Origin of the sequence: Bacteroides caccae (assembly GCF_002222615.2) — a bacterium.
Taxonomy (GTDB): domain Bacteria; phylum Bacteroidota; class Bacteroidia; order Bacteroidales; family Bacteroidaceae; genus Bacteroides; species Bacteroides caccae.
Genome location: NZ_CP022412.2, coordinates 4,311,892 through 4,325,727 on the forward strand (window position 1 = coordinate 4,311,892; position 13,836 = coordinate 4,325,727).

The following is a 13,836-nucleotide window of genomic DNA, read 5'->3' on the forward strand; positions in this document are numbered from 1 at the left end:
TCCGGTTATACCTATCCATAATAAAAAACGGTACCTCGATTCACATCGCAGCACCGTCACAACACAAACACAAAATAAAACACGACAAAACTACTATGCAATCTTCCTGTTATGCCGGGGAGGCATATCTTGCTTGACTTATCTATATTCACATACCCATAAGAAGCTTTATCAGGCGATTTGCATAATAAAAAACAGACTAATCCGGATTTTGTTCACAGAAGTTTAAAGAAAATGAGGCAGGAACGGGATTTTAACAAGGAAAACAGCAACCACACCTCTTTATTCCAACAAACAAAGACAGCACAAAACAGTAATCAGTTCTTCTTATTCTCCTCCTTAAATCGGGTAGGTGTCATTCCCTTGATCTGCTTAAAGGAAGTACTAAAATACCGAGGATAAGAAAAACCGACCTCATAGGATATTTCATTAATGTTCATATTAGTATTTGTAAGCAGAAAAACCGACTTCTCAATACGCAACCGATTAATATAATCATTAACTCCCAAACCGGTCAGGAACTTCACCTTATTATATAAAGAAGCTCTGCTCATAGCCAACTTGTCCGTCAGGAATTTAATAGAAAGTTCTCCACCCGCCATGTTCTCATGGATAAGCATATTGAGTTTATTGAGAAATTCTTCATCTTCCTTGCTGTTTTTCGCTTGAGTTTGTTGCCCAGTTTCCTCCAGTCGGCTATCATCCTCTTTTGATGAGATATCAGACAAAGGAGTTTCTGCACAGTTATCTTCTTCACCTCGCTGTTTTTCTTCTTTACTACTGAGCATATCGTTTAATACGGCTTGCAGGAAATAGTTTACATTACCTTTCATATTGCGTTCTTTCCGACGATAATGAATATAACCTATGCTTGCAGTCATAATAATAAACAACACAGCAGCTACACCAATAAACCAAACTGTTTTATACCAAGGAGGAGTGACGATAATATGTATCAATTGTTTAGACGGAGTTCGGTTTCCATTCTTTGTATTACACGAAACCCATATTGAATAATTGCCTGCCGACAAAGAAGACAAGTTCAACACCGGATCATAAGTTTCAATAGACTGCTTACCTCTGCCTTCAATAGTATATTGTAATAGGTATTTCTGAAACACATCTCTGTTCTTGATCCGGAAGTGAACAGAAAGAGAATTATAATTCCATGGTATTTTTATTGTATTTTCCTTTACCTTCTTCAAAGAAGGGCTACCATTAAAAAGAATTTCGGACAGATATATTTCCGGAATTTGAGTTTCGGTATAAGGAATATCCGTATTAATTTTAACTAATCCTTCTGAACCTCCTAAATAAATATAATCCCTATTGGATTGCTTTTGGTACGCAAACAAAATTTCGTTAGGCGGGAAACCATCCGAACTGTTCCAAAGAATAAATCTATTCTCTTTAATGATATAAGAATATAAATGATTTTGGGCACAAATCCATAAACGTCCTTTTCCGTCAGCAATAAGGTAAGAAATACCATTGAAAAGTCTGGTACGGATACGGTGATACTTTTGACTTTCCAGATCAAAAAATCCAAGTCCTTTGTTAGTGCTGGTCCATATCATACGATTGTTATCGTAAGACATGGAAGTAATAAGTTCATCTTTCTCCAACTCAAACAACAGCCGGATACTATCACTTTTCTGATCGACCCAAAAGGCCTGATGAGCACACTTTAACAGAGAAAACCTATCATTGGAGTATGACAGGCAAAGTGCATCATTGGAAAAATCATAATCACGGTCAGTTTGCATCCTCGAAAATGTATGGTCATGCGTGTGGTATACATAAGTGCCGCAACTGATTATGTATATCTTACCGTCCGCCACCTGATTAGCCAGAGGGAGATAACCGTAAAAACATTCTTTCTTATTAGTTTCTTCGTCAACGATAGTAAAAGGACGGTATTTATGTGTTTTCTTATTGAACAGGAAAATTCCTTTGGTATATAAAGACACCATTAACTCAGTCTCAGACACTTCGGCAATAGAAACAACTTTATCACCATAAGTAGAGGGGAAATGGATAAACTTGTCAGTAGACGGATCATACAGATTAATTCCTCCTCCATCCGTTCCAATCCATACCTTGCCGTCCTTTTCTTCATAAAGGCTAATCACAGATTGCTCGCTAAGGCCGTTGGTATTGTTCAAGATAGCTTCTTTATAAGTCTTTATATACGTTTCTTTAATACTGAATATCCCTCCACGCACACTTCCAGCCCATAAATTATCTTTCATGTCCTTGTACAACAAGGTTATGGAATTGACCGGTAAGGAAGAATAGTCCCCCACTATGTGTTGTAATTGCGAAAACTGAAAGGTTCGGGGAGTAAATAAATTGATTCCGCTCCCGTCTGTTGCCAGCCATATATTACCATTATATTCCGCCATATCCAACACATAATTGTTTTTCAACCCGGAATTTTCTTTTGTGTAATGCTTCAGCATTTTTCCTGTCCGGTCATAACAGTAAAATCCATCTCCATAAAAAGCGGTATAAATGTGATGGTCTGCTGTTACGTATAACGATGTCAACAGATTCTGACTGCTTGGAATCAAAAGGGTGAATTGCCGGATGCGACAGTCATATAAATAGATTCCTTTCTTTCGGGTACCTATCAGAATCTTGCCATCTTCCAAATAAAGCATTTTCTGAATCCTATAATCCACCGGATTAATACCTTTGCCTTCTTCTTTTTCGATATGAATCGTTTTTAGTTCTTTGCTTTTGTAATCATAACAATGAATGGCATTCTCGCTACCAAACCACATACCACCTTCAACCCCCACAGATGAATAAATAATGGAGGAATTAACAGTGTTAAACTGGTCTTGTTCATCATCATACAGAGCTAGTCCCTTTGAAGTCGCTATCCAGAAATTCCCTAAAGAATCCTCTGTCAAATGATTAATATAGTTACTCGGAAGAGAATGAGGATCTCCCGAGTGATGAAGGTAAGTCTTTATCCCTTCCTGAGTATAGCTATTCAATCCGCTTTTGGTACCTATCCATAAAGTACCTTTATGGTCCAGTAAGATAGATTGGGCAGTGGATTGAGAAAGTCCTTGCTCTATGGAGAGTTGGGTGAATGAGTAATTAACGCAGTGTTCAGAAGAAAGCAGTTTTACCCCTGCCAGCAGAAATAATATTATGATTAAGGTACGGTACATTATAAATTCATTTTCTGCAAAAATACATTTTTTTCTCATCACTAAAAATCTGCACCTCATTTTTTCAGCAACTATCCATTAAAAAAGAGAGGCCTTTTCTAAAAAAAATCATCAAAAGCATCCTATTTAGACAAGATTTGACTCGAATTATACGATTCCTGAGTCATTTATAAAAGAAATAGAATACGTTTGCAATGTTAATTTTTAAAGTAAATTCTATGAACCAAAATTTAAGCGTATGAAAAAGGTTATACTTTTATTGTTATCAGCATGTAGCATATTTGCTTGCACTCATACTCCCAAATGGGAATTGGTGTGGGAAGACAACTTTGACGGTGCAGAGCCCGACACTAGTGTATGGAGCCGCATACCTCGCGGCAAACCTGATTGGCAAAACACCCAGTCTTTTGACGACCGTTGTTATGAAATGCGTAACGGCCTTTTAATCTTGAAAGGAATCGTCAATGACAATACAGAGGCAGACGCAGCCCAATACCTGACCGGAGGATTATGGACCAAAGACAAACGTGCTTTCCACGGAGGACGTATCGAAGTACGTGCCAGACTACACGGAGCAAAGGGAGCATGGCCTGCTATATGGACATTGCCTTATGAAACAGACAAATACTCATGGCCTATGGGAGGAGAAGTGGACATTATGGAACGTCTGAACCATGACTCTATTGTCTACCAAACCGTACACTCGCACTATACCTATACACTAGGAATAGAAAACAACCCGAAACACGGAAACACTATTCCCATTAATCCCGAAGACTTCAATGTATATGGAGTGGATTTTTGGCCGGACAGTCTTGTATTCCATGTCAACGGAAAACGAAACTTTGTTTATCCTCGAATTGAAACCGAACAAGAAGGACAGTTTCCTTTTAATATCCCGCAATATTTGCTAATCGATATGCAGTTAGGAGGAAGTTGGGTCGGTACGGTAGATCCGGCCGACTTACCCGTAGAGATGGAAGTAGACTGGGTACGCCATTACCAATGGAAATAAAACGATAAAAGTATTCTTAGTTACAAGAAAATAGATAATAAAGAACTTATTAACTTGCTTAAACTTTAAATTTATGAACGGACAAAAACAAAACTTTTTCCGCATTTTCTTAGCGGGCGTTCTTATACTGCTCTCTTTCGCAGTATATGCACAGGAAAACACAGTGACAGGTAAAGTGTACGATGTATCAGGCGAACCTATTATCGGAGCCAGTGTAGTGATTCAAGGTACGACACAAGGAACTATCACCGACATGGACGGTGCTTTTCAGTTGAAGGCACAACCTTCACAGACGTTGGTCGTTAGCTTCTTAGGATATAAGGATGTCATCCTCCCAATAGGAAACAAAAATAATTTTAAGGTTACTTTGGAAGAAGACTCCAAGAAACTCGACGAAGTGGTCGTGGTGGGATATGCCACCCAAAAGAAAGTGAATCTAACAGGTTCCGTGGCTTCTGTGTCATCCAAGGATATCCAGGACATCCCGGTAGCCAATACAGCTACTTTGTTGCAAGGTCGTCTTCCGGGTCTGGTACTGACTCAAAACGGTGCACAGGCCGGTAATGACAATCCGGAAATAAGAATCCGTGGTATCGGTACTTTTGGTAACAACAACCCGATGGTATTGATTGACGGCGTGGAAGGCAGTCTTTCACAAATTTCCGAAATCCCCTCTGCGGATATCGACAATATCTCTGTATTGAAAGACGCAGCATCTGCAGCTATCTATGGTGTACGTGCCGCCAATGGCGTTATCTTAATTACTACCAAACGAGGACAGGCCTCAAGTAGAGTGAAAGTATCCTACTCGGGAAGCTATACATTACAGACTCCGGGTATCGTTCCCGACTATGTAGACAGTTATAACTGGGCTCTTATGAAAAACGAAGTGAACCCTGACACTTTCTCACCGGAAGCTCTACAAAAACTGAAAGATGGTTCGGATCCCGATCATTATGCAAACACCAATTGGTTGGACGCCGTATTGCGCAATGCCAGTATGCACCAGCATCATTTGTCCGTATCAGGTGGTAGCGAAAATACGCACTTCATGGCCTCGGTAGCTTATTCAAACCAAGATGGTATCATGGTAAAAACAGGTGTAGAGCGTTTCTCTTTTCGTTCAAACCTTGACACCCGCTACAAACGTTTCACATTCGGGCTGAACTTGTCCGGTAACAAAAACAACGTGACGGCTCCCGCTGTTGCTCCTTCGGGCGAAGGCGGTATCATGCGTTTCGTATCTTGGTTCACTCGCCCCACCGTACCGGTGATGTACTCCAACGGACATTATGGCTATGTAGACGGTTCGTCAATGAGCGCCGAAATGGTGAAAAACCCTGTAGAGTTGATGTCCTTAGGACATCGCAGCAACGAATATTGGCGTTTCAACGGTAAGGCGTTTGCCGGTATTGAACTATGGGAAGGATTGAAGTTCCAAACAAGTCTTGCTTATGCTTTCGACCTGAATGCGACTAAGTCTTACACTCCCAAATCTCCTGCCCGCTATGATGCAGACGGAAACATTGTAAAGGCAGCAGGAGAGACTAATAAGGAAGAGGATTATTGGTACCGCAACGCAACATGGACAAATGAAAACTTGCTGACTTATAACAAGCAATTCGACAAACACAATATCAATGTACTGTTGGGGCATTCGGTCATCGGTTCACGTTTCTACAAAACAACAGCATCCATACAGGGTTTCCCAACCGAGAATATTTATGAGCTCAAAGGAGGTACAATCAATCCGGGAGCAACGGGGGAATCAGAAGAATATAAGCTCCAATCATTTTTCGGCCGTGTAAACTACAGTTATGATGACCGGTATTTATTCGAATTCAATATTCGTCATGACGGGTCCTCACGTATGCCCAAAGCCAATCGTTATGCCACATTCCCTTCATTGTCTGCAGGATGGGTATTCTCGAACGAAGGGTTTATGAAAGACTACAGAAACTTCTCTCTCGGAAAGTTACGTCTGTCATGGGGTAAATTAGGTAATCAGGAAATTGGTAACTACGCTTATGCAGCTACTTTGGGTGCAAGCGGAAATTACTTCTTCGACCAAGGTGCAGACAAGCAGGCAGGTATGGTACAGACATCCGTCCCCAATGAAAACATTAAATGGGAAACAACCCGCTCTGTAAACATAGCTCTCGACCTTGGATTCTTCAACAACAGAATACAAACCACCTTTGAATGGTTCGACAAGAAAACTTCCGATATCTTGATGCAACTGGCTATGCCCGGCATTTTCCTGGGTTCTCTCTCCGCTCCTTATCAGAATGTGGGTGCAGTCCGTAACCGCGGTTGGGAATGGACTGTAAATTACTCAGACAGTAGAGGTGACTGGGCTTGGAACGCCGGTTTCAACCTATCACGTGTAAAGAATGAAATCCTTGAAATGGGTGAATTGGAGGAAAAAATTGACGGCAATATAATCAACCGTATCGGCAACCCTATTGGCGCTTATTTCGGATATAAAGCAATAGGCATCTATCGTACGGAAGCCGACTTGCAACGTACCAACTCGAAGGGTGAAGTTATCAAACAAAACGGTGTGGCTCCCAAATTGGGCGATATCATGTACGCCGACCTTGATGACAACGGTAATATTACTCCTGAAGATCGCGATATTATAGGTAATCCATTCCCGAAATACTCTTATAGTTTCAACCTGGGCGCATCTTGGAAAAACTTCGATTTGTCTACTTTCTGGCAAGGGGTGGGAGGTATCTATCGTTACAGTTGGGAGACTTCTACCGACATTCGAGGCAACCTCACGAGCCGTTGGGTGAACCGTTATTCGGCTGACAACATAAATGCTCCCATGCCTGCACTAGGTAACACCATGAACGATTCTTATTCTTCATTCTGGCTTGAAAAATCAGATTACCTACGTCTGAAGAATCTGGAATTCGGCTATACTTTCCGCCAGGCCGAACTTGCCAAAGTTGGTATTTCCAGCATCCGTGTTTACTTTGCCGGAAGTAATCTATTGACGTTCACACCGTTGAAGAACTGGGATCCGGAAAAGTCATCGGGTGATACAAGAAATGACGTACATCCCAATATGCGTACTTATTCATTTGGATTAAACATTCAATTCTAATTACAAGGAGGACAAATATTATGATTAAGAATACAAAAAATATATGCAGAGTTTTACTATTATCCGGAATGTTATTATCTGCCAGCGCATGTTCGGACAGTTTTCTACAGACAGATTCTCCGAACCAGCCTTCCCAAACGACCTATTGGCAAACCGAATCGGATGCATTGATGGCACTGACCGCTTGCTACGACGCCATGCAAAGCCAAAACTTATATGACGACAACATTGACGGCTGGAAATTCGGATTTCTGGGACGCGAAACCAGCACAGACAATGGTGACCACACATGGGGTAACTGGATGCTAGGTAGTTCCATTTCACAATGTACCTCGGCTACCACCGATGAATGTTTTTCAATGTACTGGAACGCCAATTATGAAGTTATCAAGCGATGCAATATGTTAGTGGAAAACGTAGAACGCATACCAATGGAACAAGAAAAAATAGAAGCATACAAAGCTGAAGCAATAGCATTGCGCGCCCTGATGTATTGCAATCTGACTTCTGTTTTCCGCGATGTACCCTATCTGACAAAACCTCTCACTCTGTCAGAAGCCCAAGCACCCAAAACGGAGCGCAGCCAGATTATCTCTTCTTTGTTGGAAGATCTGAAAATATGGATTCCTAAGATCCCCGTGATAGGAAAAGCACAGACAGGACGTCTGACTCAAGAAGCGGCCTACGCTATTATGGGACGGATAGCCCTTTTCAACCAGCATTGGGACGAGGCTATAAATGCCTACAAAAACGTTGTTGGTAAAATACAACTTTTCAAATCGGGAGACGGCAGCGACCCGGCAGCTAACTTTGCAGACTTATTCAAGGAAGCCAATGAAACAGCTGGTGAAGTATTACTGAGTGTTCACTACAAAGGCCCGGGACTGGGTGAAGGTAATTGCTTTGGAGTTTGCTGGTCTGCTCCGATGAATGCCATCGAAGGATCAATGAATTTATGCGATGATTTTTATTGCACGGATGGATTACCTATTGACAAGTCTCCTTTATTTAAGGGTAGCCTTGACAAAGGAGCTCATACAAAAGAGAATCCGGATATGGGACGTTATGAGAACCGCGACCCTCGTATGAAGGCAACATTGATGCTTCCGGGAATGGAATGGAACGGAAAGTTGTACACTAACAACTTACCTGCCAGCTCCACATGCTGTATCCGTAAATGGTTTACTCCCGAAAATACGGCAAACGAATATGACGGTAGCTTAGATTTCTATGTCATCCGCTATGCAGAGGTACTATTGTCACTCTCTGAAGCTATGATTGAAAAAGGCGGTTACTCCCAAGCGGAAATTACCAAGTATATCAATGAAGTCCGCGACCGCGTAGGTATGCCTGCTGTAGAAGAGGTAGAAGGAACTAATCTGGAACAAGATGAACTACGCGCCATTGTACGCCATGAGCGCCGTGTGGAACTGGCCTTCGAAGATTTACGCTTTGCCGACCTTTATCGCTGGAAAGATTTTGAGAATGCTCAGAAACGTATGCAGGAAGACAAGTCATTCTATGGCTTCGGAGCAGTCGAACGCAATAATCTACGTGGAGCACAAGATTTGGTATGGCCTATTCCGCAAAGTGAGATTGATACAAACCCGATGTTGGAACAGCACAGCGAATGGAAATAGTACTGCCTGATTGCAGTATATAAGTAAAGAGTGAGCACGAAGCCGGAATAAATTATGGTTTCGTGCTTATTCTTTTTTTAATGCAGCCATTTACAATTTCTTTCTGTCACATACATAAAAACGGTACCCCGATTCACATCGCAGCACCGTCACAACACAAACACAAAATAAAACACGACAAAACTACTATGCAATCTACCTGTTATGCCGGGGAGGCATATTCACCGACTCATATATACTCGCATACCTACAAGTAGTCATCAGGCGATTTGCATATATAAAACATTCCTATTTCGGTTTTGTTCACGAAAAAGATGTTTTATATTTATTTTTTCTCTTTATAATCTTTCAGAAAGCCCTCCATTAGCCATTTTGCCAATGCTTGACGATTGGAATTTATCACCAGACGGCGCTGGTCAAAAGAGTTTTGGATATTGCCCAGCTCCACGAAAACAGAAGCGGGAGTAGTATGCGAAAGCACATACAAATTGCGTCCGCTCACAGTTCCGGAGAATCCCCGGTTCGGCTGGTGCTTTCCGTACTTTGATTCGAATGTGTCTTTCATATTATTCGCCAAGCGCTTGCTAACCGCTTTTTTGTTTGAATGATAGAAAAAAACATCAGTCTGCTTTCCCTTGCTACGGCTGTCTACATGGATGAAGATTGCCCGGCAGTAGGAATAATTCTTACGGTCTTTCTGGTAAAGGGCATTTATCTTGTTACAACGTTGCTGAAGACGTTGTACCTGATTCAACGGGATCACATCGCCCATGCAAGTCTCCCGTTTGCTGTTCGACAGGTACGAATCGTCTCGAATACCGTCTTTGGCATCTTGAATGATGATATGAACTTCCGCCCCTTCCTGCATCAGGTTACGTGCCAGGCGAAGAGCGATGTCGTAAGCATATTCGTCTTCGTGAAGTTCGTGCTTCCCTACCCGTCCGATAGCTCCGGGATCGGGTCCGCCATGTCCGCTGACGACATAAAAGCAAGCACCTGCAAGGCGGTTGGAAGTGACTTTGACATTTGCCAGTTCCTTTCCGAACAAAGGTTCTTTGATAGTGGTTCCTATTTTAGTCGTTTTAGCTTTGGAAGACCTCTGCTGGGTTCCTGTACCTTTAGCTGTTGTATTTTTAGCCTCTGTATTCCCAGCAGAAGTTCCCGATGATTTCTTTACCGGCGGAATGACATAAGTCACGCCCACTTTCAGCACATTATTCTTTCCCAGTTTCTTCTTGTTCAGTTCGATAAAGTCATCGTAGTACTTCTTCGGAGAACGGTTGTGCCTCAACAGAAAAGACGAGATGCCTTCTCCCGACTTCGGAGTAGCCCTCTGCTGCGCCCAAAGTGCCGTACCCGAGAAAAGAAAAATTAAGAATAAAAGAATATAGAGTTTATTTTTCATATCTACACAATTATCTCCTTCACGTGAGTATCATTTCACTCATAAACAGGGCAAAAATACAATTATTTTCCCTACTTTTGCGCCATTAAAACATTTTTTGAAATAAATCATTAAAACCCGATAACATTATGGCAAAACAATTCAAGCCCGAAACCCTGTGCGTACAGGCAGGGTGGACGCCTAAAAAGGGCGAACCACGCGTATTGCCCATCTATCAAAGTACAACTTTCAAATACGATACCAGCGAGCAAATGGCACGTCTTTTCGATTTGGAAGACAGCGGTTATTTCTATACCCGCCTGCAGAACCCGACGAATGACGCTGTGGCCGCTAAGATTGCCGCCCTCGAAGGTGGTGTGGCCGCCATGCTGACTTCCAGCGGTCAGGCTGCCAACTTCTACGCTATCTTCAATATTTGCCAGGCAGGTGACCATTTCGTTTGTTCTTCCGCTATCTATGGTGGTACTTTCAACCTGTTCGGAGTGACAATGAAAAAACTCGGTATTGAGGTTACTTTCGTCAATCCGGATGCCGGCGAAGAAGAAATTTCCGCAGCTTTCCGTCCGAATACGAAAGCATTGTTCGGTGAAACAATTTCCAATCCTTCCCTCGAAGTGCTGGATATTGAGAAGTTTGCCCGTATCGCGCACAGCCACGGTGTCCCTTTGATTGTTGACAATACTTTCCCGACTCCGATTAACTGCCGCCCGTTCGAATGGGGAGCAGATATCGTTGTTCACTCCACTACCAAATACATGGACGGACACGCTACCAGCGTAGGCGGTTGTATCGTAGATAGCGGTAACTTCGACTGGGACGCTCATGCCGATAAATTCCCCGGACTTTGCACGCCGGACGAATCTTATCACGGGCTGACTTACACAAAAGCTTTCGGCAAAGGTGCTTATATCACTAAAGCCACTGCACAGTTAATGCGTGACCTCGGCAGCATCCAAAGCCCCCAAAACGCATTCTTACTGAACCTGGGACTTGAAACGCTTCACTTACGCATGCCTCAACATTGCGGCAACGCACAGAAAGTCGCCGAATATCTGTCCAAGAACGAGAAAGTAGCTTGGGTAAACTACTGCGGACTGCCGGATAATAAATATTACGCTTTAGCACAGAAATATATGCCGAACGGTTCTTGCGGAGTTATCTCCTTCGGTCTAAAAGGCGGACGTGACGTATCTATCAAGTTTATGGATTCACTGGAATTCATAGCTATCGTCACTCACGTAGCAGATGCACGTAGCTGTGTGCTTCACCCGGCAAGCCATACTCACCGCCAGTTGTCGGACGAACAGCTTATGGAAGCAGGGGTACGCCCGGACTTGATTCGTCTGTCGGTAGGTATCGAAAATGCGGATGATATTATCGCAGATATCGAACAGGCGCTGAATGCATAAAAACTGATTATTACAGTATTACATCATAAAGAAGAGACTGGCTCAATTCCGTTTTGAGTTCAGTCTCTTTTTATTATCCTTACAATAAATTGCAATAAAATATGCCGTTCCAGTATGCTCTGACAAGGAAGTATTCTCACCCTTATGAGAAAAAACACTTATTACTATGAGAAAAAGTTCTCACTATGATGAGATTTTTTTCTCATCATAGTGAGAATACTTTGAGAAAAACCTTATCTCCTGTTTCGAATCTGAATCTCGGTGAAGCAGTTCGCCACTTGTTTATGATAAGTGTTACCGTTATTTCGACAAGCAGGAAATAAGTACTGCTCCGATCTACCGAAATGATGATACAGGGAATATATTCCACCTGTATCTCTTAGATCTTTTATCCGTGTCTCCTACATGAATCTCCGAACAGAAATCGTTAAAAAACATTATATTTCCGTATATACAAGGTCACAACTTACCTGTTTTTTTCCATAATTTTGCAAACCGAATTAGAAAAGCAAGTATCAAGATGAAACTAAAGTATTATCAAATTTCCATTCGCTACGAGAACAAAATGCATGACTTCCACGGTTGGGGTGTAGCAGTGCAGATTTGATTATTTCTATAAGAACTACTCGCCACGATGCGAAATGCCGGCTTCCCTTCTTTGGAGGCGGCATGATATAGGAACATATATTTATCATTATCAACTAAATTTCTTTTTTATTTTATGAGCAAAAAAAGATGGCTCATAGTACCGCTATGCGTAGTACTATGTAGTCAGGGTTCATTTGCCCAAACACTTACCAGGAAAGTTTTGGGCATTAACGAGATGTTCCGTCTGGCAGACGAGAACAGTCAGAGTATTCAAACGTATAAAACCGAGAAGGAAGTTACCGATGAGGCTTTGAAAGCTGCCAAGTCACAACGTTTGCCGGACATCAGCGCATCGCTCTCTTTCAGTTATTTGGGTGACGGGTATCTGTGGGACCGTGACTTCAAGAACGGGCAGAACATTCCAATGCCTCATTTTGGTAATAACTTTGCGCTGGAAGCACAACAGGTCATTTATGCAGGCGGTGCTATCAGCAGCAGTATTACTTTAGCAGAACTCAGTCAGCAAATGGCTGCGCTGGACTGGCAGAAGAACCGGCAGGAGATACGTTTTCTTCTGACCGGCTACTACCTGGATTTATATAAGTTGAATAACCAGGTACAAGTGTTGCAGAAGAACCTCGATTTGACAGAACAGGTGATTCGCAATATGGAAGCCCGACGCACACAAGGAACAGCTCTGAAAAATGACATCACCCGTTATGAGTTACAAAAAGAGACATTGAAACTGCAATTAGCCAAAGTACAAGATGCATGCAAAATAATGAATCACCAACTGGTGACTACGCTGCATCTTCCTGCCGGAACGGAAATCATCCCCGACTCCACCCTACTGGACGAAGAAGTGAAGGCTCTGGCGGAAAACGACTGGCAACTACTGGCTTCGCAGAGCAATGTCGGTTTGCAGCAAGCACAACTGGCAATGAAGATGAGCGAACAGAAAGTCAAACTGGAACGCTCGGAACTTCTTCCGAAAATAGCTCTCGTAGCCGGTGAGCATCTGGACGGGCCTATCACTATTGAAGTCCCCGTGCTGGATAATAACTTCAATTACTGGTATGTAGGGGTAGGAATCAAATACAATCTTTCATCACTGTTCAAGAACAACAAGAAAGTACGCCAGGCAAAACTGAATATGCGTAAGGCACAGGAAGAATATTCACTAGCGCAAGAACAGATAGAGAACGGCGTCCAAGCCAATTATGTCAATTTCCTGACCTCATTTACCGACCTTCGCACACAAGAGAAAAGCGTGGAGCTTGCCAATCAGAATTACGACGTAACCAGTAATCGCTATAAGAATGACCTTGCATTACTTACCGACATGCTCGATGCCAGCAACATGAAATTAAGTGCAGACCTCGGTCTGGTCAACGCACGTATCAACGTGGTTTACAGTTTCTATAAAATGAAATATATCACACATACTCTTTAATTGAAAATCAATTATTCATACCCTTT

At 42.4% G+C, this 13,836-nt stretch carries 7 protein-coding genes; 5 read left to right on the top strand and 2 right to left on the bottom strand.

Features of this window, described 5'->3' with window-relative positions:
* Positions 1 to 317 precede the first annotated feature (317 nt).
* Positions 318 to 3,185 (bottom strand): two-component regulator propeller domain-containing protein, encoded by a 2,868-nt coding sequence (locus CGC64_RS17630; protein WP_032855553.1) that lies wholly within the window; start codon positions 3,183 to 3,185, stop codon positions 318 to 320.
* Between the two features lie 238 nt (positions 3,186 to 3,423).
* Here CGC64_RS17630 and CGC64_RS17635 point away from each other — a divergent pair, with 238 nt between their 5' ends.
* From CGC64_RS17635 to CGC64_RS17645, 3 genes are all read left to right on the top strand, one after another.
* Positions 3,424 to 4,200, top strand: a complete 777-nt coding sequence (locus CGC64_RS17635) for a glycoside hydrolase family 16 protein (protein WP_005679517.1) — start codon at positions 3,424 to 3,426, stop codon at positions 4,198 to 4,200.
* 73 nt (positions 4,201 to 4,273) lie between these two features.
* Positions 4,274 to 7,315, top strand: coding sequence for a SusC/RagA family TonB-linked outer membrane protein (locus CGC64_RS17640; RefSeq protein ID WP_005679518.1), 3,042 nt, complete (start codon positions 4,274 to 4,276; stop codon positions 7,313 to 7,315).
* Between the two features lie 20 nt (positions 7,316 to 7,335).
* On the top strand, positions 7,336 to 8,955 hold the full coding sequence (locus CGC64_RS17645) for a RagB/SusD family nutrient uptake outer membrane protein (RefSeq protein ID WP_005679520.1): 1,620 nt from the start codon (positions 7,336 to 7,338) through the stop codon (positions 8,953 to 8,955).
* 325 nt (positions 8,956 to 9,280) lie between these two features.
* Here CGC64_RS17645 and CGC64_RS17650 read toward each other — a convergent pair whose 3' ends face one another.
* Positions 9,281 to 10,360 (bottom strand): N-acetylmuramoyl-L-alanine amidase family protein, encoded by a 1,080-nt coding sequence (locus CGC64_RS17650; RefSeq protein ID WP_055173565.1) that lies wholly within the window; start codon positions 10,358 to 10,360, stop codon positions 9,281 to 9,283.
* Positions 10,361 to 10,488: 128 nt separating this feature from the next.
* On the opposite strand from CGC64_RS17650, the gene CGC64_RS17655 reads away from it, so the two are divergent.
* Positions 10,489 to 11,769 (top strand): O-acetylhomoserine aminocarboxypropyltransferase/cysteine synthase family protein, encoded by a 1,281-nt coding sequence (locus CGC64_RS17655; protein WP_005679524.1) that lies wholly within the window; start codon positions 10,489 to 10,491, stop codon positions 11,767 to 11,769.
* A 721-nt stretch (positions 11,770 to 12,490) separates the two neighbouring features.
* Positions 12,491 to 13,810, top strand: a complete 1,320-nt coding sequence (locus CGC64_RS17660) for a TolC family protein (RefSeq protein ID WP_005679525.1) — start codon at positions 12,491 to 12,493, stop codon at positions 13,808 to 13,810.
* Positions 13,811 to 13,836 lie beyond the last annotated feature (26 nt).

Excerpts from the sequence above, each read along its gene's own strand:
- CGC64_RS17630 (WP_032855553.1), bottom strand. The coding sequence starts at position 3,185 with ATGTACCGTACCTTAATCATAATATTATTTCTGCTGGCAGGGGTAAAA.
- CGC64_RS17655 (WP_005679524.1), top strand. The coding sequence starts at position 10,489 with ATGGCAAAACAATTCAAGCCCGAAACCCTGTGCGTACAGGCAGGGTGG.
- CGC64_RS17645 (WP_005679520.1), top strand. The coding sequence starts at position 7,336 with ATGATTAAGAATACAAAAAATATATGCAGAGTTTTACTATTATCCGGA.
- CGC64_RS17640 (WP_005679518.1), top strand. The coding sequence starts at position 4,274 with ATGAACGGACAAAAACAAAACTTTTTCCGCATTTTCTTAGCGGGCGTT.
- CGC64_RS17650 (WP_055173565.1), bottom strand. The coding sequence starts at position 10,360 with ATGAAAAATAAACTCTATATTCTTTTATTCTTAATTTTTCTTTTCTCG.
- CGC64_RS17660 (WP_005679525.1), top strand. The coding sequence starts at position 12,491 with ATGAGCAAAAAAAGATGGCTCATAGTACCGCTATGCGTAGTACTATGT.
- CGC64_RS17635 (WP_005679517.1), top strand. The coding sequence starts at position 3,424 with ATGAAAAAGGTTATACTTTTATTGTTATCAGCATGTAGCATATTTGCT.